This is a genomic window from Paenibacillus sp. FSL M7-0896 (assembly GCF_037975415.1).
Lineage (GTDB): Bacteria > Bacillota > Bacilli > Paenibacillales > Paenibacillaceae > Paenibacillus_AQ > Paenibacillus_AQ silagei.
On the sequence record NZ_CP150250.1, the window covers coordinates 7230588 to 7255373 of the forward strand.

30 protein-coding genes and 3 pseudogenes are annotated in these 24786 nt (G+C 47.2%); 11 read left to right on the top strand and 22 right to left on the bottom strand.

Annotated features, from left to right (window positions below):
- Positions 1-37: 37 nt before the first annotated feature.
- From MKY12_RS31355 to MKY12_RS31375, 5 genes and pseudogenes are all read right to left on the bottom strand, one after another.
- A complete protein-coding gene (locus tag MKY12_RS31355) occupies positions 38-706 on the bottom strand; it encodes a hypothetical protein (protein ID WP_339257664.1) in 669 nt (222 codons plus the stop codon).
- Positions 707-883: 177 nt separating this feature from the next.
- Entirely contained in the window at positions 884-2263 is a 1380-nt protein-coding gene (locus MKY12_RS31360) for an FAD-binding oxidoreductase (RefSeq protein WP_339252495.1), read from the bottom strand.
- Between the two features lie 235 nt (positions 2264-2498).
- Positions 2499-3986 (bottom strand): aldehyde dehydrogenase family protein, encoded by a 1488-nt coding sequence (locus tag MKY12_RS31365; protein ID WP_339257666.1) that lies wholly within the window; start codon positions 3984-3986, stop codon positions 2499-2501.
- Positions 3978-5060 (bottom strand): annotated as a pseudogene (locus MKY12_RS31370) (5-methyltetrahydropteroyltriglutamate--homocysteine S-methyltransferase); the annotation flags it as partial. The pseudogene MKY12_RS31370 and the gene MKY12_RS31365, both read right to left, overlap by 9 nt.
- A gap of 104 nt (positions 5061-5164) precedes the next feature.
- A complete protein-coding gene (locus MKY12_RS31375) occupies positions 5165-6373 on the bottom strand; it encodes a TerD family protein (RefSeq protein WP_339252497.1) in 1209 nt (402 codons plus the stop codon).
- 303 nt (positions 6374-6676) lie between these two features.
- On the opposite strand from MKY12_RS31375, the gene MKY12_RS31380 reads away from it, so the two are divergent.
- Positions 6677-6916, top strand: coding sequence for a hypothetical protein (locus MKY12_RS31380; protein ID WP_209869054.1), 240 nt, complete (start codon positions 6677-6679; stop codon positions 6914-6916).
- Between the two features lie 55 nt (positions 6917-6971).
- A complete protein-coding gene (locus tag MKY12_RS31385) occupies positions 6972-8399 on the top strand; it encodes an MDR family MFS transporter (RefSeq protein ID WP_339252500.1) in 1428 nt (475 codons plus the stop codon).
- Between the two features lie 109 nt (positions 8400-8508).
- Here the strand turns inward: MKY12_RS31385 and MKY12_RS31390 are convergent, their stop codons facing one another.
- Positions 8509-8868, bottom strand: a complete 360-nt coding sequence (locus tag MKY12_RS31390; protein WP_339252502.1) for a MerR family transcriptional regulator — start codon at positions 8866-8868, stop codon at positions 8509-8511.
- 132 nt (positions 8869-9000) lie between these two features.
- Between MKY12_RS31390 and MKY12_RS31395 the strand changes: the two genes are divergently transcribed.
- Positions 9001-9639 carry a nitroreductase family protein gene (locus MKY12_RS31395; RefSeq protein WP_339312153.1) on the top strand — a complete coding sequence of 213 codons (639 nt, stop codon included), beginning with the start codon at positions 9001-9003 and terminating at the stop codon, positions 9637-9639.
- A 16-nt stretch (positions 9640-9655) separates the two neighbouring features.
- Here MKY12_RS31395 and MKY12_RS31400 read toward each other — a convergent pair whose 3' ends face one another.
- Complete coding sequence (locus MKY12_RS31400; RefSeq protein WP_036722981.1) at positions 9656-9991, bottom strand: helix-turn-helix domain-containing protein; 336 nt, start codon at positions 9989-9991, stop codon at positions 9656-9658.
- A 105-nt stretch (positions 9992-10096) separates the two neighbouring features.
- Here MKY12_RS31400 and MKY12_RS31405 point away from each other — a divergent pair, with 105 nt between their 5' ends.
- Positions 10097-10480, top strand: a complete 384-nt coding sequence (locus MKY12_RS31405) for a RidA family protein (RefSeq protein WP_076085715.1) — start codon at positions 10097-10099, stop codon at positions 10478-10480.
- A 47-nt stretch (positions 10481-10527) separates the two neighbouring features.
- Here the strand turns inward: MKY12_RS31405 and MKY12_RS31410 are convergent, their stop codons facing one another.
- Together MKY12_RS31410 and MKY12_RS31415 are read right to left on the bottom strand one after the other, a co-directional pair.
- Positions 10528-10854 carry a hypothetical protein gene (locus MKY12_RS31410; RefSeq protein WP_339252508.1) on the bottom strand — a complete coding sequence of 109 codons (327 nt, stop codon included), beginning with the start codon at positions 10852-10854 and terminating at the stop codon, positions 10528-10530.
- A gap of 92 nt (positions 10855-10946) precedes the next feature.
- Positions 10947-11387 (bottom strand): hypothetical protein, encoded by a 441-nt coding sequence (locus MKY12_RS31415; protein WP_339252510.1) that lies wholly within the window; start codon positions 11385-11387, stop codon positions 10947-10949.
- 100 nt (positions 11388-11487) lie between these two features.
- Between MKY12_RS31415 and MKY12_RS31420 the strand changes: the two are divergent.
- A pseudogene (locus tag MKY12_RS31420) lies at positions 11488-11622 on the top strand (GyrI-like domain-containing protein); the annotation flags it as partial.
- Here MKY12_RS31420 and MKY12_RS31425 read toward each other — a convergent pair.
- Positions 11596-12252: a nitroreductase family protein gene (locus MKY12_RS31425; protein WP_339252512.1), complete on the bottom strand. Its 657-nt coding sequence runs from the start codon at positions 12250-12252 to the stop codon at positions 11596-11598. The pseudogene MKY12_RS31420 and the gene MKY12_RS31425 sit on opposite strands and share 27 nt — an antisense overlap.
- A gap of 111 nt (positions 12253-12363) precedes the next feature.
- Between MKY12_RS31425 and MKY12_RS31430 the strand changes: the two genes are divergently transcribed.
- Complete coding sequence (locus MKY12_RS31430; RefSeq protein WP_339252514.1) at positions 12364-12726, top strand: winged helix-turn-helix transcriptional regulator; 363 nt, start codon at positions 12364-12366, stop codon at positions 12724-12726.
- Positions 12727-12877: 151 nt separating this feature from the next.
- Here the strand turns inward: MKY12_RS31430 and MKY12_RS31435 are convergent, their stop codons facing one another.
- From MKY12_RS31435 to MKY12_RS31470, 8 genes are all read right to left on the bottom strand, one after another.
- Positions 12878-13243: a nuclear transport factor 2 family protein gene (locus MKY12_RS31435; protein ID WP_036722990.1), complete on the bottom strand. Its 366-nt coding sequence runs from the start codon at positions 13241-13243 to the stop codon at positions 12878-12880.
- A 127-nt stretch (positions 13244-13370) separates the two neighbouring features.
- Positions 13371-13844: an EVE domain-containing protein gene (locus MKY12_RS31440; RefSeq protein WP_339252516.1), complete on the bottom strand. Its 474-nt coding sequence runs from the start codon at positions 13842-13844 to the stop codon at positions 13371-13373.
- A gap of 169 nt (positions 13845-14013) precedes the next feature.
- Positions 14014-14430, bottom strand: coding sequence for a hypothetical protein (locus MKY12_RS31445; protein ID WP_339257668.1), 417 nt, complete (start codon positions 14428-14430; stop codon positions 14014-14016).
- A gap of 217 nt (positions 14431-14647) precedes the next feature.
- Positions 14648-15949 (bottom strand): XRE family transcriptional regulator, encoded by a 1302-nt coding sequence (locus tag MKY12_RS31450; protein WP_339252517.1) that lies wholly within the window; start codon positions 15947-15949, stop codon positions 14648-14650.
- Positions 15950-16052: 103 nt separating this feature from the next.
- A complete protein-coding gene (gene csaA, locus MKY12_RS31455; RefSeq protein WP_339252519.1) occupies positions 16053-16385 on the bottom strand; it encodes a chaperone CsaA in 333 nt (110 codons plus the stop codon).
- Between the two features lie 31 nt (positions 16386-16416).
- The gene (locus MKY12_RS31460; protein ID WP_209869100.1) at positions 16417-16740 is read right to left on the bottom strand and encodes a putative quinol monooxygenase; all 324 of its coding nucleotides are present in this window, start codon (positions 16738-16740) and stop codon (positions 16417-16419) included.
- A 100-nt stretch (positions 16741-16840) separates the two neighbouring features.
- On the bottom strand, positions 16841-17692 hold the full coding sequence (locus tag MKY12_RS31465; RefSeq protein WP_339252522.1) for an SDR family oxidoreductase: 852 nt from the start codon (positions 17690-17692) through the stop codon (positions 16841-16843).
- 242 nt (positions 17693-17934) lie between these two features.
- Positions 17935-18501 (bottom strand): TetR/AcrR family transcriptional regulator, encoded by a 567-nt coding sequence (locus MKY12_RS31470; protein ID WP_339252524.1) that lies wholly within the window; start codon positions 18499-18501, stop codon positions 17935-17937.
- Positions 18502-18840: 339 nt separating this feature from the next.
- Between MKY12_RS31470 and MKY12_RS31475 the strand changes: the two genes are divergently transcribed.
- From MKY12_RS31475 to MKY12_RS31490, 4 genes are all read left to right on the top strand, one after another.
- Entirely contained in the window at positions 18841-19380 is a 540-nt protein-coding gene (locus MKY12_RS31475) for a PadR family transcriptional regulator (RefSeq protein WP_339252526.1), read from the top strand.
- Between the two features lie 11 nt (positions 19381-19391).
- Positions 19392-20210, top strand: coding sequence for an SDR family oxidoreductase (locus MKY12_RS31480; RefSeq protein ID WP_339252528.1), 819 nt, complete (start codon positions 19392-19394; stop codon positions 20208-20210).
- Positions 20211-20295: 85 nt separating this feature from the next.
- Positions 20296-21366, top strand: coding sequence for a trifunctional transcriptional activator/DNA repair protein Ada/methylated-DNA--[protein]-cysteine S-methyltransferase (locus tag MKY12_RS31485; protein WP_209869115.1), 1071 nt, complete (start codon positions 20296-20298; stop codon positions 21364-21366).
- A complete protein-coding gene (locus MKY12_RS31490) occupies positions 21350-22129 on the top strand; it encodes an isocitrate lyase/phosphoenolpyruvate mutase family protein (protein WP_339252531.1) in 780 nt (259 codons plus the stop codon). The genes MKY12_RS31485 and MKY12_RS31490 overlap by 17 nt, the downstream gene beginning before the upstream one ends.
- A 141-nt stretch (positions 22130-22270) precedes the next feature.
- Here MKY12_RS31490 and MKY12_RS31495 read toward each other — a convergent pair.
- A pseudogene (locus MKY12_RS31495) lies at positions 22271-22432 on the bottom strand (helix-turn-helix domain-containing protein); the annotation flags it as partial.
- Between MKY12_RS31495 and MKY12_RS31500 the strand changes: the two are divergent.
- Positions 22365-22745 (top strand): RidA family protein, encoded by a 381-nt coding sequence (locus MKY12_RS31500; RefSeq protein ID WP_339257670.1) that lies wholly within the window; start codon positions 22365-22367, stop codon positions 22743-22745. The pseudogene MKY12_RS31495 and the gene MKY12_RS31500 overlap by 68 nt on opposite strands.
- 127 nt (positions 22746-22872) lie before the next feature.
- Here the strand turns inward: MKY12_RS31500 and MKY12_RS31505 are convergent, their stop codons facing one another.
- The 3 genes from MKY12_RS31505 to MKY12_RS31515 are packed head-to-tail and all read right to left on the bottom strand — an operon-like array spanning position 22873 to position 24764.
- Positions 22873-23202, bottom strand: a complete 330-nt coding sequence (locus tag MKY12_RS31505; protein ID WP_339312155.1) for a putative quinol monooxygenase — start codon at positions 23200-23202, stop codon at positions 22873-22875.
- A gap of 24 nt (positions 23203-23226) precedes the next feature.
- Positions 23227-24222 (bottom strand): YafY family protein, encoded by a 996-nt coding sequence (locus MKY12_RS31510; RefSeq protein WP_209869123.1) that lies wholly within the window; start codon positions 24220-24222, stop codon positions 23227-23229.
- A gap of 44 nt (positions 24223-24266) precedes the next feature.
- Positions 24267-24764 (bottom strand): DinB family protein, encoded by a 498-nt coding sequence (locus MKY12_RS31515; RefSeq protein WP_339252536.1) that lies wholly within the window; start codon positions 24762-24764, stop codon positions 24267-24269.
- Positions 24765-24786 lie beyond the last annotated feature (22 nt).

Below are 24786 nucleotides of genomic sequence, written 5' to 3' on the forward strand. Positions count from 1 at the left end.
CGGTTTAATGTTGTCTGCCTAACGTTCACATTCCCCGTTAGTTGAGCAACAAGCTCTCGAAATGTATTATCAGTGAATCCAACGGATTCCCGATTTTCACATTTAACTCTTGCTCAACTTTAACGGCTGATTCCACCATAGATAATTGTGCAACAGAAATTTTCTTGTTTTTTTCTGATGCAAATATCCCCTTTATGTACTTTGATAATTCTTCAACGTATTGCTCATTTTTACCTTGCATGATTAGCTCAAATGTATTCTCTATGACACGTGCCTCAATATGAATTGGCTTATCCTGTATAGAAGCAAATTCATTAAGCCTGCTCATTGTCCCTGCGACGGTTGCTGGATTAGTGAATAATAGAACCTGTGGTTCTGTAATACTGCAGACCGAACTAAAGAAAGGCTCATCAATTTTTATTATAGGAATAGATGTATGAAGCCGGTTTTCTTCAAGAAGAGCAATATAATTAGTACATGTGATAAGAATAGCCTCAACATTTGCTTGTGATATCCATTCTATTTGTTCGATGACTTTATTTTTGGCTTGTCCTTCATCGAAATTTTTATCTGATGTAATTCTACTCATCAAACCAGGATCCACAAAATGAACCAATTCCAACTCATCAGAGGTAAGAGCGTTTTGAATATACTGGATATTTGAATAGTGGGCGTGTAAACAAGCAATCTTCTTTTTCTTCATGATTTTATCTCCTTTAACCCATACTTTGAGCAGTCCCGCTCCTTAATGATATCAGGTTTCTCCAAAAAACTGCCCGTTTGCTTAATGATTGTTAACAAAGATACGACCGGATTTAGTGTACTACGCTCCAGCCGCATCTTTGTTGATTAGTTTTCCAAATTCACCGTGGAGAACATATTGTCATTTTCTGATCTGTTTACCGACTGGAATACTCTGAGCAAAACGAAACACATTATGAGGATCGTACTTTCGCTTCACCTGCTTCAATCGGCCAAAGTTCTCGCCATAGTACGCCTTGGGCCAGTTCTTAATCTCCAAATCGGGAAAATTCACATAATCCCCTTTAACAAAGGGACGCAACGCTCTGCGGAACCTTTCCACCCACTGAATATTCCGCTCCTGCTCCCTGCTGTTTCTCCACCGGGCTGACAGTTCGTAGATTGTCTCAGCCTTCCGGTGAGGATAGGCCGTTTCAGCAGGCGATACTCGACTCACCGCGCTTCCTGCACCACCTAAGCTCTGGCTCCACACGCTAGAGTGCCTGTTGGGTGCTTTAGATAAAAAGTCGCGTATAATTCGTACTCCTTCAGGCGGCAATGGTTGGAATCCGTAGGCCCCGGTTATTTTAAACTTTGGTTCCAAATTCAGGTCCGCTTCGGCAAAAAATTTGGTTGCTTCAATAAAAGGCACTGTCTTCACCTTCACCTTCACCGGAGTGCCTGCTCGCAAGAGCGGTCTAATCAATCGGCGCAGCTCCTCTGCACCGCCAAGCAATTGCCCGGTAGATACAATGGTGCCCACTTGTTTGGCAGACACCTCGATGGTTGAGGTTAGACGGTTCGTGACAGATGGGGCCCAGCGTTGCCATGCCGGGAACACCTTCTCAAGATCACGCCATTTCCACGTAATACTGTATATAGAAACTGATGAAATCGGTCTAACCCGAAATGTATATTCTGTAGCAGCACCAAAGTTCCCTCCCCCTCCGCCTCGTGATGCCCACAACAGATCGGAATGCTTTTTCCTGTTTGCCACAATCGTCTTTGCCCCATATCGCCCCGAAGCTACGACCATCTTCACTTGCTTCAAGTTATCGCACGTAAGTCCAAATTTACGGGAAAGTAGTCCAATGCCCCCTCCAAGGGTAAGCCCAGCTACGCCTACATCCGGAGCAGTCCCCGCCGGAATTGCCACCCGCTTATTCCACAGTTTTTTGTACACACGGGCAAGCGGATTACCCGTTTGGACAATGGCCACTCTGTTTTTCCGATCAACCTTAACCTTATTCATCTCGCTCACATCGATAATAATACCGCCACTTACAGCCGAGAAGGCTTCATAGCTATGCCGTCCACTACGTACCCGCAGCCGTATGCCCCGCTCACGTGCCCATTTGACTGCGTTGATCACATCCTGAGTTCGTTGGCAAAAAACAATGACCCTTGGAAATTTAGAGAAGCGCCTATTGAACTCCATTCTAGCCGTATTGTACGACGGATTGCCTGGAATAACGATCCTTCCGGTTAACCGCGTACTTTTCTTTTTCAACTTTTGTGCCATCTATATTACACCATCCCTACACATGACATAAGCATTCCTCATCAGCTTATGTCTATGTTGGGAGATCTGTCCTAGTAACGGCAAACGCCCAGTTTGCAGCAGCTTTCCTAAATCGTTCGTAATGCTGGTCTACCGGGTAACTCACTCTAGTTGCCAACGCAAAAAACACCTCCAAGGATCTCTCTATCTTACGACAGAGTTTATTCTCTTGAAGGTGTTTACATTTTTTTCTTTTCTACTCTGGGATATAAGGAAGATCCAGTGTCTTCGGAACATTGATCACATGCAGCTCTGTATACGTACGGATGCCTTCGGCGCCGTATTCACGGCCGATACCGGACTGCTTGAAGCCACCGAACGGGAACCGGACATCGAGCCCCTGCACAGCAGCCGTATTGATCATGGTCGTTCCTGCTTCGAGCTGACGTGCGACCAAGATGGCCTCCTCTTCCCGCCCCCACACCGAGCTCGTCAATCCATAGATGCTCTCATTGTGCAGATGAATCACCTGCTCCACATCGTCAAAGGGCAGAATCGGAACGGTAGGACCGAACTGCTCCTCCACCACAATCGGATCATGGTAATCGCAGTCCAGAACAAGCGTAGGCTGCAGGTAATACCCTTGTTCAAACCGCTGCTGATCCAGAATTTGGCCGAGCGGAATGACCTTAGCTCCGCGCTGGCGCGCATCCTCAATCAGACCCTGCACGTAATTCTTCTGCTTCAGGTTATTCACCGGACCTACTGTCGTATTGGCATCAAAGGGATCACCGATGCGAATCCAGCGGTTAGCCGCCTCGATATATTTTTCAACAAAACCATCATAGATAGAACGGTGTACATATACACGCTTGGCAATCATACAGATCTGGCCTGTCGTCAGGAAGTTAGAAATAACAATCCGGCGCATGGCCCGCTCATCTTGAACATCAAAGCTATCCAGGAAGATCGCCGCATCATTGCCGCCCAGCTCCAGCGTCATATCCTTAATCGTTTCCGAAGCCGCTTTGATGATGTGCTTGGCAGTTGCGGTTCCGCCTGTGAAGGCGATTTTGGTGACAAGAGGATTACTAGTCAGCTCAATGCCTACATCTGCATCCCCATGAACGACATTGATGACACCCGCCGGGAACTCACCTGCGATCAACTCTGCTACCTTCGCCGCCGCCAGTGGCGCAAACGGACTCGGTTTGAGCACAATCGTATTGCCCGCAAGTAAGGCAGGAGCGATTTTAATCGTAGATAACGCAATTGGATAGTTCCATGGACTGATCGCTGCCACCACACCCATTGGATCATAGGACAGGATGGTTTTACCATGGTCATGCTCCTGGACCTCTTCCTGTAGAACGGAGGCAGCTTCATTACAAGCGAACTCCATCCACATTAACGAGACATAAATCTCACCATGGGCATCATACAGGGGCTTGCCATGCTCTCTGGACAGCAGATGGACAATTTCTGGCTCAGCTGCTCTGATCTTCTCTATTGCCTTACGCATCCGGGTAATACGTTCATCAATCGAGGTCTTCTTCCATATTTTAAAAGCTTCTGCCGCCGCTTCAATCGCTTCCACCGCTTGTTCCTTCGTAGTGACAGGGAAATAGCCTACGATTTCAGCCTGGTTCGCCGGATTCTCTTTGGCTGACTGCGAAAGGGAGGGCACATGGTGACCATTAATGAAGGCCTCCACAACAACGGTCTCTTGGTCTGCCTTCCACACTTCTTCGGCAATTTCCTTCACATAACGAAGCTTGCGCCACTGTTGTTCTTCCGTAAGAATATTGCCTTCCTCTGTAGAGGAGAACCCGCATTGCGGGCTCAAGCACAGCTGCTCAAGGGGCACATAGGTTGCTGCTTCGGCAATCCGGGCTTTAATATGCTCTTTATCTTCTAGTTCGCCTGTTTTGGATGTGAGCAGACCCAGCACGATTTTCAAATCCGGCCGGTTCACATATTTCAGTGGCTCGAAGCTGCCTGAACGCTCATCATCAAATTCCAGGAATAAGCCATCTACGTCTAAGCCTCCAAAAATGACCTCAGAAGCATAATCATAACCACCGGTTGAGAAATAGTTGGATTTATAGTTCCCCCGGCAAATGTGCATCGTCACCACTAGGTCTGCCGGTTTATGGGCCAAGGTTTCGTTAATCATGCGCTGCATGATTTTGAGCTCTTCCGCCGGTTCCAGCCCCTTTGCACGCAGCTTATCGTGACCCGCTTCGGAGAACAGGTCGGCCCAGGCTGTATCATCCAGTTGCAGGTACCGGCATCCGGCATCATAGAACGCTTGAATGGCTTTTTGGTACGCCGCAATCGTATCTTGAAGGAATTGCTCCCGGTCGTTATAACTATTGGCCCCAGGCTCCAGCCGGTAGATCAGCATGTTGGGACTTGGAATGGTTTGCTTCGCTACGGCGTCACCTGCATGCTTCAGCAAAAACTCAAAATGCTCCACAAAGGGATGGCTCGAGAAATCAACCTTACCCACCACACGAATGCCACCCTTACGGGTCTGCATATTATGGAACTTGGGCCCGTCGATCTCCTCATACAGCTCTACGCCGTCTAGGCCGCCCAGAAAGTCAAAATGCCACCAGCTTCTGCGGAATTCCCCATCCGTCACTGCGAATACGCCATTCTCCTTCTGCTTCTCAATAATCCGGATAATCTCTTGATCTTCCACCGCTTTTAAGGCTTCATATGTGATGTTGCCTGCTTTATATTGTTCACGCGCCTGGCTTAAATTCGCAGGACGCAGGAAGCTGCCTACATGATCATTGCGAAAGGGTATCATCGCTACATCTCCTTACAACTTTTTAGTGTACTGAGTATAGCATGAGGGCAAAGAATGCAGGTTATATGAAAAAGGCATGATTGGTCATAGCTTTTCGCGATAACCTATTTATAATCATTTAAAGGTCCTTGATCCATTATCACTTCTACCATATTGGAGTCCCCTACCTTAAGAATCGGCCTATACTCTGAATTTGGACTACTGTAAAGCTCTAATGGACTTATCATTACGCCAGCTGGCGTATTATGAAGTATCCCGGGTACACAGGTATAGATCGTATCATTATTATTTGCATTCTTGGCGGAGATCGTAACTGAGGTTCCGTTATGATTATCTATACTCATGGACACCTTATATCTGTAAAATGAACCGGTTCCATTGGATTGCGCTGAATAAACTACAGGAACAACCGCAAGAACATCATCTCTTAGTCTTAACTTGATGACCTCTGTCTTCTTTGATTTTTTACCTCTCCCCACATCGCCCATATGCTCAACTGTCCCTTTACCATAATTTTTGAGGGGAGGTGTTCCCGTTGCACCAAACATAGCTACATCAATCTGCTTTCCATCCTTTGTATAGACTAAAGCATAAATGTCATAATCCGTTCCAGTCTCCCAAGATACCGTAGCCGTAATTTCTGGTGTTTTCTCAATGATAACCGGCTTCTGCCCTTTATCGAGATTGATCTTCCCCTTTACCTTCTCAAGGTTGATGGACATAGCCGAACCAGGTTCCTTTGATACAGGCTCTTGAATGATCTGAGGTTTAGAATGCTCACTTGGCTCATCCGCTTCTACTTCAACACCATAGTTTTTGCATAACCCTTCAAGCCCGGAATCAAATCCGCGCCAGATTGATTTTACCTTGGTCTGACCGTTCCTTAGATATAATTCAAGCACTACAATTCCATTCTCGTTCGTGAAACTGGATGGGGATAAGTGAATGATCGTATTTTGCGTACATATCTCTGCTTCCAGATTCTTCACATTCGCGAATCCTGTGCTGTTATCCTCTGTCAGAGTTACAGCTATTTTGGTTATACCTTCAGGGACCTTATCCATGTCGAAATTCAGCTTATAAACTTTGGTATTACCGGCTTGCTCGGCTGGTAAAAGCGTGGCTACACCTGAGGAACTTGTGGGCTGATTATAAAAGATGATTCCGCTATCTCCTTGCACCTTATCAGCATCCGTTAAGAGGAAGGCTGTTAAAGAAACGTCTACCAGAGTAGAGATTTCGTGGCTAATCGTAATGCTACCTTTTGCGGCACTTAAAGTTGTATTTGCTCCCATTTGCAGAAATTGATTCACTCCAACCACTCCAATCCATTTAATGGCTCGTGCTGTCTCAATAATATTAACACAGGGAGGAAATACTTGGGATATAAAACTATAAAGGGCCCCGTTGAGTTAACCGGCACGTTATAATACTCCCCTAATCGCGTCCCGTCAAGAAATAATTTGAGAATGAGCGGCATAGCGAGGGAGACCCCCTTATGTTATTAAAATAGGAATGGATTTCCGAGTATGCAGAGTGATATCGCTTTTTCCATTTGAGACGGTGTCACGTAAAATAGTCTTCAGATTAATGAGAAATACGGAAGGGAGATCTGTATGAATAGCGTGGACAAAATCAGATTTTTACTCTTTTTCGGCGAAGAGCCCGAGGCAGATTGTTACGGGTATATGGAACGGAATCAGGATGGCCATAGAATCGCCCTCTACAATAGTAATGGTGAGGAGATCGATATGTATGGCGGACATCAATTTGTCAGGGTACAGGCGCTTGGCAAATTTGATGATGAAGACCGCGATAATTTCTACTCCTTGTTAGAAGGTGATGGTGTAGGATAATCAGCACAATCAGACAGGTGAAGATTTGATAATGAATATTCTCTGGAGGTGGAAGATGGACGAACAGGTTCAAGAGACAAGCAGAATGAAGAGTGGGGCGATGCTAGCCGCCCTGCTCATCGGTGCGTTTATTGCATTCCTTAACGAAAATTTACTTACTAATACTTTTCCCGGATTAATGCGTGAGTTCAACGTTACCGCTTCAACCATACAATGGTTATCTACCGGTTATATGCTGATGATCGGCATACTGGTGCCGGTGACCGCATTGCTGCAGCAATGGTTCACGACTCGCCGGATGTTTATGTCCGCAATGACGTTATTTTTAGCAGGTACCTGCTTGTGTGCAGTCTCCCCTGGATTCGAAGTCTTGCTGATAGGCAGGGTTGTTCAGGCTTGCGGGACAGGATTATTGATTCCGCTGATGATGAATACAATTCTTGCCCTCTATCCTCCAGAACGCAGGGGGGCTGCCATGGGTCTCATGGGGCTTGTCATCATGGTCGCCCCAGTCATCGGACCGGCTTTGTCAGGTTTAGTTATCGATACCTTGGACTGGCGGTGGCTGTTCTACATGGTGATTCCTGTCGTGTTGTTTTCAATTATTTATGCATTCATAAATTTAAAGAATGTTACAGAAATAACAAAACCACGGGTCGATCTTCTATCCATTGTGATGTCAACCATCGGGTTTGGTTTTATCACCTACGGTTTTAGCCAGACCGGTGTCGGGGCTAGTCCTGGGAGTTACAGTTTGATTGCTATAGGCGGGCTCTTCTTGCTCTTACTTATTTGGCGGCAACTCAAAATTAAAGAGCCTTTGATTGATCTTTCCGTATTCCGGTATCCCGCTTTTTCTTTGGTAGCTGTATTGATAGTGGTGCTCATGATGGTTTTATTCGCCACCACGACATTGCTGCCGATCTATATGCAGGATGTGATGCAGTTAACGGCCTTCGGGACAGGGTTACTTCTGATGCCAGGCTGTATTTTGAACGCAATACTGATGCCTGTAACGGGAAAATTGTTCGATAAATTCGGGCCGAGATTCGTCATAATGCCCGGACTGCTCATGATCGCCCTATCACTGTGGCTGTTTGCCGGTATCGATAGCGATACAACCCGAGGCTCCGTTCTGTTCAATCATGTCCTATTATTCTTAGGCATATCGTTTGTCGTCATGCCGGCTCAGACAGCAGGAATGAATCAGCTTCCGCGTCACCTGGTCCCCCACGGCACAGCCATCTACAATACGCTCCAACAGATTGCCGGAGGAATTGGCATCGCTTTGTTCGTCGGCATCATGTCATCCAGAGCCAATCGTTATCTTCACCATTCACCTGATCCCGCTGCGATTCAAGATAGAGCACACAGTATTGTTGCCGGTTTGCAAACGGTTTTTGGGATTGAATGTATTCTCACAATTCTTGTTTTGGTGCCAAGTTGGTTTATCAATGGCCGTCGTCTTGAAAGGACTCATTAAAACTTATTTTTTATCTCACTACGTAGCATAGAGCCTTCACTAACATAAAAGTGGCGGCTCTTTTTACTATGCTTTTATCGGGCATACTGCTAATACAAAATAAGCGCCATTATTGCGATTTACATCCGGTCTGAAAATGCGCTCTGCCCTCCAGCACATCACCCAAAAACTTTTGGGATGCATTCAACTTGGCTTCTAACTCCTGGATTTCTTTGATTTTCTCCTTTACCAATGCTTCCTTCTTAATATACGAGCTCTCATTGATAAGTAAAACTAAGTCTTGGATCGTTAAACCTAAAGTAAGTAGCATTCTCACATCCTGCAAATAGGTGACCACTCCTTCATTGTATACGCGGTAATTATTTTCATCCCTCGAAATAAACTGTTCAGGAATCAACTGTTTACGTTCATAGAAGCGCAAGGTGGATATGGGTAATTCCGTCAGCCTGGAAACTTCATTCGCTCTCATATTCTGCTCCTTCTAAATAAATCATTCATTTATATTTGCTATAAACCAAGGTTCATAGTTCAAAATAAAAATATGATAACCCGGGGCAGCGCTACTGTCAAAATAATGGGTTACATCAGAAGGAGTGCATTTATGCTGGAATCTATTCAAAATAATGATTTTGTCAACATTCTAACCGGCCGCCGTTCCATACGACAGTACGATGAGGACGTCAAAATTTCGGAGGAAGAGCTGCACGCTATGATTCAAGAAGCAAGCCTTGCGCCCTCTTCTGCGAATATGCAGCCATGGCGTATAATCGTGGTTCACTCCCCTGAAGGGAAAGACAAGCTTCGGCCTCTGGTCCAGTTCAATACGCGGCAAAATGATACATCTGCGGCGATGCTCATCATTTTGGGAGATACGCAGAGCGATTTATATGTAGAGAAAATCTATGATACTGCTGTGGAGCAAGGAAAAATGCCCAAAGACATACGCGACAAGCAGGTTGCGCAAATTCTGGGCATGTATCCGCAAATACCTAGAGAATTAAAGATCGAAATTGCCAAAATCGATGCAAGTTTATTCGCGATGCAACTGATGCTGGTAGCCCGTGCTCATGGGTATGACACCAATCCGATGGCAGGCTTTGAACGTGATCAGATCGTTAGCGCCTTTGATCTGGACGAGCACAGGTATGTTCCGGTCATGATCTTATCCATCGGCAAGGCCAAAGATGAGGGCCATGAGTCCGTGCGCCTGGGTAGCGAGGAAATTACCTTTTGGCGCTAATGTGAATGTATGAACCTTACCGGTTCTGTGCTCCCCACTCGCACAGCTGCTCCAACACAGGTAGCAGTGTCTGCCCTTTCGGTGTCAGCGAATACTCCACTTTGGGCGGAATCTGCGGATACTCCACGCGCTTCACCAGCCCGTCAGCCTCCAATTCCTTAAGCTGCGCGCTGAGAACCTTGTATGTCACCGCTCCGAGCTGTCTATGCATTTCATTGAATCGAATCGAGGGTTTGGCGGACAGCAGATACAGAATCGCCATCTTCCACTTCCCGCCGATCACCGACATCGTATAACCGAATGGTGTGTCTTGGATCACCGTCTCCTTGCCCTTCAAATCTGAAATGCCCATGTTCACGCTATCCTTTCGGATAGTAGCCCACTTCTTTGTGCGTACTATCCCTTTATTTTTGCTCAGTCTATAATAGCTTTACTTTGAAGTAAAGGGGCTAAAGCAATGACAACCATCCGAACGTACAACCATACCCTCTGGGATCACGGGATTTCGCAGGGGTACCTTGTCGACAACACGCTGTATATCTCGGGACAGTTCTCCCATGATGCGGAGGGCAGCTTCGTTGGAGCAGGCGATATTCAGGCACAGATGACACAGACGCTGAAGAATTTGGATACCGTGTTACAAGAGTTCGGAGCAACCAAGGATAATCTGGCTTACGTGGAGCTGTATCTGACGAATGCGCAAGAGCACGGGGAAACCGCGATCGGACTGTTCAAAAAGTATGTCGGAGAGCATCGGCCGGCGGGGAGCATGATCGGGGTGACTTACCTGGCATTCCCGGAACAGTGGGTAGAGGTACGGGCTGTGGCGCATGTTGGTTAAGAAAAAGAGGTAGGGTTCAACTAAACAACGCTACTGGCAGAGTAATGTCAGTAGCGTTTTAGAATTTGCGGAATCTCTCCATCAGAGTAGTAGCGGATGGCCTTACCCGTTTTTCCAGCATACTCAATCTCATTTCTTGTGCTGTTGCCAATGTAGCCATTTACATCAATCACGAAGATTTCGTCAGAAAGATCAATCTTTCTAAAATGCAGATCTCCCAGTAACTCCGCTTGTTCTTCCGTGATTTCAAAACCTTCAGATTGTTCAAAGAAGGCTACACTAATCACTATGTTTCCTTGTAGTGTAAGAAATGCATTAGCCTGTTCAAATTGCTTCTTGAATTTTGTAGAACCGCATAATGTAATTATTTTCATAAGCATATCCTTCCTGAGCCGTTTTAGATGTTTTTCAGGTAACCCGTACACTATTCGAATTCTTGCTGAAGCTTGGTTAACCACTTGCCCAGTTACGGAAAATCCAACTCCTCATCGAGGATACGGAATATCTCCCTACTCCGCACCGGATAACGGGCATCCAGTTCCTCCCACTTCCGCTTCGGTAAAATCAAAAATTCGTGCGTATCCGAAAAATATGAGGCCTCAAAAAGCCGGATTTCGTATTTGTCCCGGATCAGCTCCTGAAAGCCGCGAATCGTGATGTAGCGGTCATCTCCGCTAAAGGTAAGCGCAATCGAATGCATCTGTCCATTGTAGGTAACATCCAGTCCTTTGTCCGTAGGCGTCACCTCGACCGTTTCATCGGGAAGCTGTTTACCGAACAAGCGGACGATCTCCTCGTCCTCCTCTCCCCAATCTACAATGACGCTGTTCGCAAAAACAAATTGCTGCAGCTGTTGCTCATCTCCTTCGAATAGCAATGTCAGCTCGCTGTCGCTTGGCATCCTCATCCCAGTATCCTCCTTGTGTTCACTTAATTAATATACTATATAGATAGACAATAACCTTGTTGATCAGGCCCAAACCAAATGCTCTACAACAAACATTAATGCTTGGCAGCGCTTATATACAGAATGGCTTCCTACATCTGGATACGAGCTTGCAAATCTTCCTTGTATAGAGAACTATTTGGCTCAAGGAGACAAAATAGAGCAGGAATTATGGGTTCCCGTCATTGCCAAGTAGCAACGAAGGTACCCTATCTATAAACGTTATATCCTCAATATCATGTCTTACTGTGGAATGACCCTCTTGAATCCCTCTGCCCACACTTAATAACATAATGTCTTCATAGTGCTGGGGAATATTGAGCACTTTAAAAAGAGCAGCTTTATCATAACCTGACATCGTGATGGTCTGGTAACCTTTTTCGTTCAAAATAAGGACTAAGGTCATTGCAGCCAGACTGCCATCGCGGACCAGCTCTTTTAAATAATCTTGCTTAGACATGTTTCGATAATAACCAATGGCTGCATTTGTTAAATACGTTTTAGTCTCTTGAGTGAAATAACCTTTCTCCAAAGCCTTGTCTTGAATAGCATGGATATTTTCACTATGAAAAGCACGGTAATCCCCCAAGATCAAAATCAAATAGCTGGAGGTTTCAACCTGCTCCTGGTTATATGCAAGTGGTTTAACTTTGGCGCGCAACTCCTTATCTTCAATGAGTAAATAACGTGTACTCTGAATGTTATTTCCGTTGGGTGATTTGGCAGCCAGTTCAATCGAATCAAGTATTTCCTTTCTTTCAATCGTATAGTTAGGATCATAATGTCTGACTGATTTCCTTTGTAAAATAATATCTTGCAGACTCATTTTAACGCCTCCCATATCTTAGATTTGTTATAATCATATTATCTGGAGCGTATACAATTGAAAATACTGCACTTTATAGTCACTAGGTTACTTCAAAGTAAGGAGGATCTCATGAATACAATAAATACAGGATTTGATGTGGTACAAAATATCATTAGTGGTAAATGGAAAAGCATTATTCTGTATCAATTAGGATATGAGCAAAAGCGTACAAAAGACTTACTCAAGATTTGTGAAGGTGTCTCACATAAAGTTTTAAACGAACAATTAAAGCAAATGCAGCAGGATGGATTAGTGCATCGTGCGGTATATGCAGACGAGGTTCCCATTAGAGTAGAATACTCAATATCAGACTATGGCCGGACATTCCTTCCATTATTAAAAGAAATGTGTGATGCTGGCGATAACCATCTTAAAAGAGAGGGGATCACCGCAGGTAATAATACAATCTGTGAACATTCTAAATCACTGTGATCGATAACCATGAAACCCTTTTAAGACCTTACTTAAATGAAAACAGCACCATACTCTTCACTAATGAAGAACATGGCGCTGTTAATATTTCGCAGTTATGCGACTGAAGAGACATTGGTAGCTAACTTCTATCTGATTAGCCTTTGTCTACTTATTCCAATCCTTTAGACAGCCGGATCGCAAGCTGCTTAATCTTATCGTTGCGAATCTGAAAATAAAAATCCAAATAGAGAGGGTCCGGGAGGCCGGTTTTGTCGAAATCCCCATCAACCTTGAAAACTACTACGTTTTCTTCCCCTTGCTGTTTATTCTGTATGGGTTCAAGTGTTATGTTAGCTCCAAAATGATATTCGGCACTCCATTGTTTGATAGCAGCTTTGCCTGCCCACTCTTTACCTTCATCGAGAACAAGTGCATCTTCCGAAAAGCAGCCGACATAAGCATCCGGATCGGGTTTATTGGTAGCGGCTATAAAATCTAGTATTACTTGCGGAAGCAGATTAAGATTAGGCTCCATATGATCAACTCCTTTGTAATTTTGTTAAACGGTGTCAATACAAGACTAGTATAACCAACAGAACCTGACAGCTGCGTGTCTAGTTATCAGTAATATTTTTTTGCTGTAAATCAGAAAAGGCCTTCCTTTACGGGATGGCCACATGCATTGCTTCCGCGATAATCAAGAAATCTTCACGGCTTATCCCGAAGTGGCCGGTACGGAAGGGGTAGCCCCAATTCCGCTGGCCGCGTGTGAAGGCCAACCGATCCAGTAAGCCCTTGATTCCCGCCTCCTGGCAGGGAACATATTCAATATTCCTGCGGTAAGGTACGAACGTCGCGGACATCGCATATTCGTATACACGGTCGTCTATAACCCGGCCAATGGCGGTAAATGCCTGCAACGGCTCGCCGCCTCCCATCTCCATGCGGGGAGAATAATACACAAGCCAATCCCCCGGCTTCATCCTGCGCAACGGTGCTGCTTTTCCGTGACACATCTGAGCAAAGCCGCCACTAACGCCCCCCTGCGCGTGGTTCGCTGAGACGACCCCTATCCAATATGAAGGACTTCCATTTTCCGTATCCTCGAATTTACGCAGCGTTTCCTTCGTATCCATTGCCGAACGCAACTCCTTTTTACTTAAGCTGAATCCAGTATACTAAAACGCTACTGACAGCGGTTTGTCAGTAGCGTTTTAGTATTTTGAGAATTCTTGAAACTTTCCTTATCATTAATAATGGAACGCGGCTCAATCCGCCTCTCCACAGAACTGCTCCTCACAACTTCTACAGCAGCAGTCCCATATACATAAGCTCGGACGGATTAGCTGGGTTGTGGCCCAAGCCGACTCGATCTCCCGCCCGCGGAATTTGGATTTTTGATACGAGTGTTTCCAAAGTCTTCTGATACGTGCTTCCATCGTTCTCCGTCACGTTCAACACAAGGACGACGATCGGATCGAAATTGATGAGCTTTCCGGTATCCGTCACGGATATGACGATGGCAGTTGCGCTAAGCGGCACGGTGCCGCTCGATGCCAATTGCGCCTGTTTTGCCGTATCCAGACTTTGGTTGATCAGATCCCTCTGTTCTTTGGAGACCATAGTTTTCATAACCAGCCCCGACATTCCTTTGTTCATTAGCTTTTCTGCCTGCTCCAGACGATCCTGCGGTTCCTTCTTCTTTCCGAACAATCCCCACATACGCTTCACGCCTCTCCTCGTTTGATTTGTCGTTGTATTTCCAATGTATACGATTGCCAGTAAACCTGACAATAGTATCAGCGACATACAAACAAGTGAGGGATAGCGCGGGTTTTCCTTCCAATTTACGCTGCGTTTTTCCCCAAATAGGGCTTTCTTGCAAAACTGCGGGCCTCAGACGTTATTGAAGGCTCCACTTGGTTCAACATTTTTGTATTTAAACCTGACGGGAAGGCCCTCCCCCGCCGTTATTCCTTAATAGATACACCAGCTTCCGATAATACATGGACGATTCCTTATAGCGGCGGCCTTCCTCACACACGACCGCCAACGCTTCGTACAACTGCTCAAGACGCATTGAATGCTGGTTGGATTCGAAATAAGGCAAGCATTCCAGCGCGCGGTTCTGAAATCTCTCCATGTCCCCTTGGGACAGCGCCAGCTGGCTCTCATAGAAAGCCAACGCCATCTCCTGATCCGTATTGGTTCCGGATATTCGCAACCGCTCAATCCCTTGCAGGAGCAATCCCCAATTTTTCTGGGCAAAAGCGGCCTCACACCGATAAATGGTCGTAACCGGATCAAGCTTCTTCCGGGTTTCCTCCGGCTCATTGGCGATCATCGCCTCGAAACGGGCGATTTCGTCCAACGCTTTATCCAGTTCTCCAGTCATCGTCAGCATAACAATCCGGTTGTTCATAATCGTCGTGACCACATCGCCCGGTTGCTGCAAATAAACGAGATTGGCTTCGGCCATCGAAAGCGAATGCAACGCTTCCTGCACAAGGCCCATCGCGAAACAATAGCCGCTGTATGCCACATACAGGCCGGATAGACGGTGAAACAGCCGATCATCGACGACTTGCCGCATGGTCTGCTCGAATACCTGTTTCGCCTGCTCGAACTGCTTCAGCAGGATGCATGCTTCCATCCTGATATTTTGCGCCATCAACCATACTTCCGTCCCCGGTTCCACAAGCCCGCTTAAGCGGTTCACATCATTCAGCACATCGTAGTAACGGCTTTTGGAGCGGAAATACTGGATTTTGTACAGCAGAAGCGCTTTTTTTAAGGGTACCGGCAGATCAACTTCGTCGGGCCTTCCGTACTTCTCCAAATAATGATTCAAGTAGGACTGATGCAAGTAGTCGTAAGCGGTCAGATCGTTGATTTGCTGATAGTATACGGCTTTCATAAGGGCAGTCGTCAACTCTACGACGAGCGCATCATCCCGATCGTCCAGAGCATCCACGTAGCTATCGGATACCGCCCCCCCGGACATCGTCTGGAAAATGTGCTCCGCCCGCTGCAGTGCCTGCTCATCAGCAGTTGCTGCGGCAGTCAAATAGGTGACGTGGACGCCGAGACGCCCTGCGATATGCTCCGACAAATCGTCCGCCAACGGGTACCTGCCTGCCAAAATGTTGGCAAAATGGGCCTGCGTAACGAGTCCCTCCACGAGGTCTTTCCTCGATATTTGCTTCTTCTTGCACAGAAGCTCGATGCGTTCCTTGAGCATAAGATTCTCCTCTGCCCTTTCTTCAGTTATTCATATAAGCAAGTATACTATAACTTTTTAGGGATCAACATTTTAAGGCTGAGTCGCTCTTAGAGTCTTATTTTCACGCAATAGAAGTACCATTAGGTATTTCAATATCCGGCTTTAATAGAATAACATCTCCTTTTTCCGGGACTCCTCCCAACACTAATACTTCTGATTTGAATCCCGCAATGCGCCGGGGAGGGAAATTGACGATTCCTATAATTTGCTTTCCTACAATCTCCTCAGCCTTGTAACGCTTAGTTATTTGTGCACTTGAGGATTTCATCCCGATTTCCGGTCCAAAATCAATCTTAAGCTTGATCGCCGGGATCTTTGCTTCTTCAAAAAACTCCGCTTCCTTAATCGTTCCGTCACGAATATCCAGTGCTGCAAAATCATCGATCGTTGCCAACGTTTTGCCTCCTCTACTAAATTTTTTTGTTTTACTGCGCTGGACGGAATGGCTGCAGGAGCCGAATCCCTTCCTCAATGGATCCCTCCATCATGTCCAAGAGCTGGGGCACCAGTTCCTGCATCCGGGGGGCGCTCAGGTGCCGGTCGAGGGCATCCCGGTTCTCCCAGCGCTCGTAGATGATGAATGTGCCCGGCTGGCCTTCTACCTCATAAGCCTCGTAGTCAATGTTACCCGGGTCGTTGCGCGACGGGGTGACAGCAGCAGTCATAAATGCCTTCATCTCGGCTTCTCTTCCTGCCTTAGCTCTCGCCTCCCAGAGTACAGTAACGTAACGGTTCTTTGTATCGTTCATGCTAATTCCTCCTAATTTATTCACCCAAAGCTTTTGTTATCGAATTCGGATACTGTGTAATGGAGTCCATAATGATAACAGTATCTTCGTGAAACGCCCGTTACTGCAGCTTCATCTGGCTGCGGAGCATCCGGTCGAGGACTTTGTCCGGGAGAATACGGACCAGCCGGGTCAGCAGTGCCGAATCACGGCCAGCCGTATAGCGGGTGCGTGGCTTTCTTGCGTGGATTGCGCGTGAAATCACTGCTGCTACCTTCTCAGGGCGAATACCGTCCTTTGCCCATGTTTCAGCCTGAGCCTTCACGGCGTCAAACAGACGATCATGGCGCCGGTGCTGGTCCGGGGTCATCAACCTGGCCAACCGCTCCGCTGTTGTAATTCCTTGCTCCGACAGGCCAGTGCTGACCCCCCCCGGAGTGATCATGATAACCTTGATTCCAAACGAGGACATCTCCCTGCGAAGGCTGTCATTGATCGCTTCCATCGCATACTTCGCAGCCGAGTATATTCCGAATCCAGGCATGGAGACCTTGCCGCCAACGGAGCCGATATTGACCACGCGTCCGCCGCTGTTCAATAAGGCCGGGGTGAGCGCCTGAATAACTGCGACCTGTCCGATCACGCTGACTTCAATCTGACGGCGCAATTCATCAAGCGGGACCATCTCGAGAGGCGCATTAACAGCGATACCGGCATTGTTAACTACTGCCCGCAAAGGGCGGCCAAACGGATCTTGCTCCACCCGTTCGGCCAGCGTCTTAAGTGTGCCGACATTGGTAACATCGACGATCACCGGCTCGATATTATTGCGTTTGATTTTGTCGGCGTCTTCCTGACGGCGAACACCCGCCAATACGTGAAATCCTTCAGTGGCGAGCTGCTCTGCGGTAGCCCTCCCGATGCCGCTGGACGTACCTGTGACGACGACCAGTTCTTGAGTATTAAGTGACATCGTACCCCTCCTGAGTTTGATAAGATATGGTTCGCTGTATAGCACCGCTATACGTATATTATAGCGCCGCTATACAAAGTTGTCTATAGCGGTGCTATATATTTTTTCGAAGTGTTATCCTTCGGCCTGGACATTGGTTTGGCGGGCATTGCATGATGCACTCGGCGCACACGAAGTACCCTGGCAAAACATAAAAAAGATCGCCCTCCTCCTGAAGGTCCAGGTTGGATAGGCGATCTTTCTTATATATCTCCAGGCTCTGTCAAAATGATCTGCATTACGCTTTCCCGAATAAGATCAATAACGTCGGGTTGGGGCGGGGGTGACTTACGAAACTGGGCCGTCACATACAGCCAAGCGGCCGTATTGGCGGAAGCCCAGACCAGATCTGCGGCTGCTTGAGCGGACACAGCCAGTTTGCCCTCGGCGGCAACTCTCTGAACATTTTGCACTAGGGCTTGGTGCGATTGATCTGCCGCCTCGATATGGGCGCCCTCGAGCAACCGCCCCATCATCGCCGCATAAATCCGGGGACGGGCAGCCGCGAAGCGGACATAGTCATCCCATCCTTGACGAAGAGCCATCTCTGAAATGGTGGACTCCACTGCGGTAATCTTACTTTCAAATAACTGTTTGAATGCTTCCACTATAGCTGCACTCAGGAGTCCATCGGCACTGCCGAAATGGTGGTAGAGTGTAGGAGCCGTAACCTGCGCGATCGCAGTTACGGCCCGCGTCGAAAATTGGGCTCCGCCCTCCTCCTCAAGTACCTTAAGAGCAGCCGCCAATATTTTGTCATATGTGTTCATACGCCTATTATAGCAGCGCTATACTCGTATGTCCATGATGAACGCTTATCCGCTCCCGCTGAGATAGCGATAATGCGCCCAACCTATCATTGCCCCCATCTTGTCCGTTATTAATATAATGCGGGAGTTGGGGATGGATTCCAACACATGTACAAGTGCATCCGCAAGTGAGAATTGGCGGTTAAAATCTTTTCGGTTGAATGCTTATTAAGCGCGGAGGTTGTATTCGCCCAATAAAACGTTATATATCTAATGAATATATATTGACTTGATATATATCAAGATGATATATTGTGGTTGTGATATACAAATTTCCCCAACCTATAAGGAGGCCAAATTTTGAACAGTCAGGATGTTATTTTAGGCATACTTATGAAAGAAGCGTCGACTGGGTACCAAATAAAACAGTCATTAGAAAATGTATTCTCTAATTTCTATAGTTCCAGTTATGGAACGATCTATCCCACTCTTGCCCGAATGGAAAAGGAGGGGTTAATCACTAAGGAAAATGTGCTCCAGGACGGTAAGCCTAATAAGAATCTTCTAACTATAACGCCTAAAGGCAGAGAATGTTTTAACGCCTATTTACTAGGCCCGCTAGAAGCAGACAGCATCAGGAAATCCGATTTTATGATGAGGCTTTATTTTGGTGAATTCGTTGGATATGACAAAGTGATTGCTTGGTTGAAGCAAGCTCAAGAGGACTCTCATACAAAATTAGATCAATTACTTGAGCAATATTCGCTATATAAAGATGAAATGCATCCAGCACAGATCATCTGCATCCAAATTGGGATAGAAGAATACAAGGCTAAACTTACAACCATTGCTGAGGGATTGGTAAGCCTGGAGAAGTTAGTGCAAGAGCAGAATTTATAGGAGGAATGGATATGAACACAATTTTTATCACGGGTGCTTCATCAGGCATTGGGAGAGCTACAGCAAAGCATTTTGCTGAAAGAGGATGGAACGTAGTAGCCACGATGCGTTCACCTGAACAAGAAACTGAGTTTATTACACTGGATAATGTGTTAGTGCTAAAGCTTGATGTTGAAAAAGAAACTACTATTCAAACTGCGTTAGCGGAAGCGATTGAGCGGTTCGGTACTATTGATGTTCTTCTCAATAATGCCGGATATGGAACAATGGGTCTAATAGAAGCCGCTACGGAGGAGCAGATTAGAAGACAGTTTGAAGTGAATGTTTTCGGTCTGATCCGTATGACTAAAGCCATGCTGCCACATTTCCGGTCTAATCAAAAAGGGATGCTGATCAACATCTCTTCTATGGGTGGGAAAGTTACCTTTCCTACGATGTCTCTGTATCATTCGTCCAAGTTTGCAGTGGAGGGTTTTTCTGAGTCCGTATCTTATGAATTAGCATCACAAAATATCAAAGTAAAGTTGATTGAACCCGGTGCTATTCATACGGACTTTGGTGGAAGATCGATGGAATTCTTTTTTGATGATGCGTTAACAGACTACAAGCTATTTACTGCTGCGTTTCGGGCTAAATTGGGTGATATGGAAAAACAACCGGCCTACGCCTCGCCTCCAGAAATGGTTGCCGAAACCATATACCAAGCGGCCACAGACGGCACAAGTCAATTCCGGTACATCGTCGGAGATGATGCAAAGATGCTCATTCAGATGAAAGAAAATACGGATGAAGAAGAGTATTTAACTAATATCGCCCAGCATTTTTCTTGAAAAGAGAATAAGTGCCTGATTTTCGGCTATGGACGTGGTTAGCAAGAGGTATACTATACTCATCCTAAAACATGCAGGTGTAATCATGATTCAAAATGAGGAACGCAAATTAGAGTATTATAAAGCCCTTATCGAGAAAAAATCTGACTATGAAGGCGTCTTCTATGTGGGGGTCACCTCCACCGGCGTATTTTGCCGGCCTACTTGTCCAGCCAGGAAACCAAAGTACGATAACTGCGAGTTCTACGAGACAGCACAGCAGGCACTTCTAGCTTCCTTCCGCCCATGCCAGCGCTGTCGGCCCTTGTCCCATCCGAATCAAGTCTCCGATATCGTCCGGCTACTTGTCGAGGCCGTTGAGCAAAACCCGGAGAAGCGGTGGAAGGGACAAGACTTCAAGGCACTATCCATTGATGAATCGACCGCCCGCCGTCAATTTAAAAAGCGCTTTGGCATGACATTCGTTGAATATGCCAGGTCCCGTCGAATGGGATTGGCTTTGAAGAGCATCCGATCGGGGGGAAAGCTAATTGATACACAATTAGCTTCTGGCTATGATTCCAGCAGCGGATTCCGGGACGCCTTCTCCCGCATTATGGGCGCAACGCCTACGCGGTTAGATGATAGCCTTATTCTTAGAGCATCGTGGCTGGACACGCAACTCGGCCCTATGATGGCAATAGCGGACGACAATGAGCTATATCTCCTGGAATTCGTAGATCGCCGGGGTTTAGAACGCGAGGTCGAACGGTTAAGGACAAGACTACAAGCGGCAATTATACCTGGGGAGACCACCCCTATTCAGTCAATTGAGAATGAACTGAGTCAGTTTTTTGAAGGAACGTTAACCGAATTTAAGACGCCTCTCCATCTAATGGGATCTCCATTTCAGAAGAGCGTGTGGGAACAGTTAATGAAGATTCCACCGGGCGAAACCCGCTCTTACGCTGATATCGCACTGGCGCTTGGCAAGCCCACCGCATATCGTGCGGTAGCACAAGCGAATGGGGCCAATCAACTGGCGATCGTCATTCCCTGTCATCGTGTAATTAACGTCAGTGGTGAACTGGGCGGGTATGGCGGCGGAGTCGCACGCAAAGAATGGCTGCTAAATCATGAGAAAATCGGGGGTCAAAAAAATGAAAAATCAACTTGAACAGGCACAGAAGTTACACGATCTGCACAGAAGCGGCAATCCGCTAGTCCTTGTCAATGCCTGGGACGCAGGAAGCGCGCAAATTATTCAAGGAGCAGGGGGCCAAGTCATTGCCACCGGCAGCTGGTCTGTAGCTGCTGCACATGGATACGAGGATGGAGAGAAGCTTCCTTTCGACCTCGTTCTATCCAATCTTCAGCGGATAAGCAATAGCGTAGATCTGCCCATTACAATTGATATAGAAGGCGGTTATGGATCTTCTCCCGAAATGATCAAGAACAATGTGCTAAAGATCATCGGGTGTGGAGCCGTAGGAGTCAATCTTGAAGATCAAAAGATCCATGAGCCGGGATTATACGCCATAGATGAGCAAGCCTTGCGTATCGCAGCTGTGCGGGAAGCCGCTGAGCATACTTCGATTCCCCTTTTTATTAATGCTCGAACTGATGTCTTCTTAGAGACACCAACAGATGAGCATGACGAGGCTCACTTGGATGCTGTCCTACAAAGGGTACATGCCTATACAGAGGCCGGAGCTCACGGAATTTTTGTGCCGGGTTTGTGTAACGAGAGGCTGATCGAGAAATTATGCCAGCAGTCTTCAATCCCTGTTAATGTTATGATTTCCTCGGACTCACCCCCACTCCAGAAGCTGGCATTATTAGGCGTCGCTCGCATCAGCTACGGCCCACATCCGTATTTGATCTTGATGGGTGCATTAAAACAAGCTGCTGTAAGAGCCCTAGCATTACAGGAATTGTGAATGAGGCAGGACTAATTAATCTGGTACCCTTTCCATACACTTTATAAATTGGAACTCCTATGTTGTCTATGAAATCCCCAGCCCTAGCTGGTAGCCCGTGCCCATGGGTATGATTTTGGCGCTAATGTGAATGTAGGAACCTCACCGATTCTGTACTCCCCACTCGCACAGCTGCTCCAACACAGGTAGCAGGGTCTGCCCTTTCGGTGTCAGCGAATACTCCACTTTGGGCGGAATCTGCGGATACTCCACGCGCTTCACCAGCCCATCAGCCTCCAATTCCTTAAGGTACCTTGTCGACAACACGCTGTATATCTCGGGACAGTTCTCCCATGATGCGGAGGGCAACTTCGTCGGAGCAGGCGATATTCAGGCACAGATGACGCAGACGCTGAAGAATTTGGATACCGTGCTACAAGAGTTCGGAGCGACAAAGGATAATCTGGCTTACGTGGAGCTGTATCTGACGAATGCGCAGGAGCACGGGGAAACCGCGATCGAACTGTTCAAAAAGTATGTCGGAGAGCATCGGCCCGCGGGGAGCATGATCGGGGTGACTTACCTGGCATTTCCAGAACAGTGGGTAGAGGTTCGGGCTGTGGCGCATGTAGGTTAAGAAAAAAGAGGGGACCTCCTAACCTTTGATCGCAAATATGGCTTCGCTTGGTGGATTCAGGATAAGCCTTAGAGCTATTTCTGAAATAGGAAACACACTCCCGCCCGGGTCCTATCAAATACTAGGACTAACTGGCTGTGCCTGTTTGGTTATTCCTGAACATCGATACGTCTAACCCCTTCCCGCCAACGGGACGGAGTCTAACCTGTTCTGCGCCTGCGATTAAAGGACGTGCGCGTTGAATAACGGCCAGCACTTCTTCGTTCTTGAGAGAGCCGGCATGAGCCTCTCCATCGCTCCACAGCTCCGTGACCCAGATCGTATCGGGATCATCTACGGATTCATTGATAATATAGAGCTCACAGCCCGCCATATCCTTCAAGCTACGCGAAGCTTCCAGCAATATTAGAACGAGTTCATCCCGTTTCCCGGGGCTGGCCGTCAATTTTCCGTACATCGCAAATTTGCTCATACCCACTCTTCATCCCTTCTGATCCTCTGATTTTATTTGCATCGCTTCGTAGTGTTTAAACATTTCGAGGCTGACCTCAGCCATTCGATCAATTAGTATTTGCGGCTCAAGTATCTTGAGTGACTTCCCATACGGAAGAAGAAAGTACGGAACATATGTTTTTAGCGACAGTTCCCCCAGCTTAAAAAGAGCTTCGCCGGGCCGCCTGCGTTCGATCAGCGCATGACCGAACAGCCAATGCTTGCATAGCTCGTTAAGCGCATGTTCGTGTCCCTGAAGCCTTACGGTGACTAGCGTCTCAGCTTCGAGCGAATCCGGAAGTAAAGAATGCAAGAGGAAATCCCTCGCGGAAAAGGCAGCTGGACGTTCGAAGCGGGTATCCGCCGCCTCCAAACGGATAATGCGATCCACCCGGAAGCTTCGGATCTCTTGCCGCAACCGGCAAAACCCTGCAACGTACCATAGTCCCTTCCAATGCACGATGCCGTAGGGGTCGAGGACTCGATGGCTTGGAGTAAGCTCCGGTCCTTTGGCATAGTCCATGTTCAGCGACTCTCCCCGGGCTATGGCCTCCTCTAACCCTCTGAGCAATTCAATTTCTCTCGCGTCCGTGGGTGTTTGGATGACGGCAAGCCCGCTGCTATGTCTATTAATCCGCTCAAGCTGCTCTTCATTCGTGTATCGCTTCAGCTTATCGACCGCTCGGGAAAGCGCATCCGTGAACGGATAGCCCGCTTCCCGTGCGAAGACGGATGCATGTACGAGCGCCTTCTGCTCTTCGGAATCGAAGAGCAGCGGAGAATCAACGAATTCACCGAGAAGCCGGTAACCGCCGTTCGGACCGGCATCGGCAATAATAGGGGCTCCGCTCGCGCACAATGAATCAATGCACCGGTATACAGTGCGAACATGAATCTCCAAATCGTCCGCAAGCTGCTGCGCCGTCACCCGCTTTCCCGAACGAAGCAACCATAGTATGGACAGCATATTATCCGCTTTTGACAAACCGTTCTTCACTCCCTAGACCATTTATTTCATTGTAAAGGAACTTAGATCAGAGGCGCTATCCCTTTCTCGACCCAAGTATCGTAAGTCGGACCGTAAACATTAGGCGTTCGAAGTCCGGCCTGGCGCATGAGAACGGTCATCTGTCCGCGATGATGCACTTGGTGCATAATTGTATAACGAAGGGAGCTTCCGTTCAGCCAGGCTTCCTTCTCAATCATGACCGACTCGCGCAAGGATTCGTCATTCCACTGCGTTCGAACCGCGTTCAGCAGATTATTGCTGATCCGCCGATACTCCGAAGCTATAAATGCAGCAGAATCCGGAGCTTCTTCGCCTCTGGAGGGAGCTTCGAACGCGAGCCCCAAAGATGTCATGTAGTGCAGCGATCGAACCAGATGCCAGGAGATTTGTCCCAGCGTTCGTCGGCCTTCGATAACCTCCTGTCCAAGAGAATCATCCGTAAGTGCATCCAGTACGGAAGCGGTTAATTCCGCCTCGCTAGTCCATTCCGCAGTAAAGTCTTCAATTTTCGTAAACATTTTTGTTCCTCCATTCCATTAT

Bases quoted from the DNA above. Each gene is read 5' to 3' on its own strand.
- MKY12_RS31360 (WP_339252495.1), bottom strand. From the start codon at position 2,263: ATGGCACAAAAGTTGAAAAAGAAAAGTACGCGGTTAACCGGAAGGATC.
- MKY12_RS31380 (WP_209869054.1), top strand. From the start codon at position 6,677: ATGAATAGCGTGGACAAAATCAGATTTTTACTCTTTTTCGGCGAAGAG.
- MKY12_RS31385 (WP_339252500.1), top strand. From the start codon at position 6,972: ATGGACGAACAGGTTCAAGAGACAAGCAGAATGAAGAGTGGGGCGATG.
- MKY12_RS31390 (WP_339252502.1), bottom strand. From the start codon at position 8,868: ATGAGAGCGAATGAAGTTTCCAGGCTGACGGAATTACCCATATCCACC.
- MKY12_RS31395 (WP_339312153.1), top strand. From the start codon at position 9,001: ATGCTGGAATCTATTCAAAATAATGATTTTGTCAACATTCTAACCGGC.
- MKY12_RS31400 (WP_036722981.1), bottom strand. From the start codon at position 9,991: ATGGGCATTTCAGATTTGAAGGGCAAGGAGACGGTGATCCAAGACACA.
- MKY12_RS31405 (WP_076085715.1), top strand. From the start codon at position 10,097: ATGACAACCATCCGAACGTACAACCATACCCTCTGGGATCACGGGATT.
- MKY12_RS31410 (WP_339252508.1), bottom strand. From the start codon at position 10,854: ATGAAAATAATTACATTATGCGGTTCTACAAAATTCAAGAAGCAATTT.
- MKY12_RS31415 (WP_339252510.1), bottom strand. From the start codon at position 11,387: ATGAGGATGCCAAGCGACAGCGAGCTGACATTGCTATTCGAAGGAGAT.
- MKY12_RS31425 (WP_339252512.1), bottom strand. From the start codon at position 12,252: ATGAGTCTGCAAGATATTATTTTACAAAGGAAATCAGTCAGACATTAT.
- MKY12_RS31430 (WP_339252514.1), top strand. From the start codon at position 12,364: ATGAATACAATAAATACAGGATTTGATGTGGTACAAAATATCATTAGT.
- MKY12_RS31435 (WP_036722990.1), bottom strand. From the start codon at position 13,243: ATGGAGCCTAATCTTAATCTGCTTCCGCAAGTAATACTAGATTTTATA.
- MKY12_RS31440 (WP_339252516.1), bottom strand. From the start codon at position 13,844: ATGGATACGAAGGAAACGCTGCGTAAATTCGAGGATACGGAAAATGGA.
- MKY12_RS31445 (WP_339257668.1), bottom strand. From the start codon at position 14,430: ATGTGGGGATTGTTCGGAAAGAAGAAGGAACCGCAGGATCGTCTGGAG.
- MKY12_RS31450 (WP_339252517.1), bottom strand. From the start codon at position 15,949: ATGCTCAAGGAACGCATCGAGCTTCTGTGCAAGAAGAAGCAAATATCG.
- MKY12_RS31460 (WP_209869100.1), bottom strand. From the start codon at position 16,740: ATGAACGATACAAAGAACCGTTACGTTACTGTACTCTGGGAGGCGAGA.
- MKY12_RS31465 (WP_339252522.1), bottom strand. From the start codon at position 17,692: ATGTCACTTAATACTCAAGAACTGGTCGTCGTCACAGGTACGTCCAGC.
- MKY12_RS31470 (WP_339252524.1), bottom strand. From the start codon at position 18,501: ATGAACACATATGACAAAATATTGGCGGCTGCTCTTAAGGTACTTGAG.
- MKY12_RS31480 (WP_339252528.1), top strand. From the start codon at position 19,392: ATGAACACAATTTTTATCACGGGTGCTTCATCAGGCATTGGGAGAGCT.
- MKY12_RS31485 (WP_209869115.1), top strand. From the start codon at position 20,296: ATGATTCAAAATGAGGAACGCAAATTAGAGTATTATAAAGCCCTTATC.
- MKY12_RS31490 (WP_339252531.1), top strand. From the start codon at position 21,350: ATGAAAAATCAACTTGAACAGGCACAGAAGTTACACGATCTGCACAGA.
- MKY12_RS31505 (WP_339312155.1), bottom strand. From the start codon at position 23,202: ATGTACGGAAAATTGACGGCCAGCCCCGGGAAACGGGATGAACTCGTT.
- MKY12_RS31515 (WP_339252536.1), bottom strand. From the start codon at position 24,764: ATGTTTACGAAAATTGAAGACTTTACTGCGGAATGGACTAGCGAGGCG.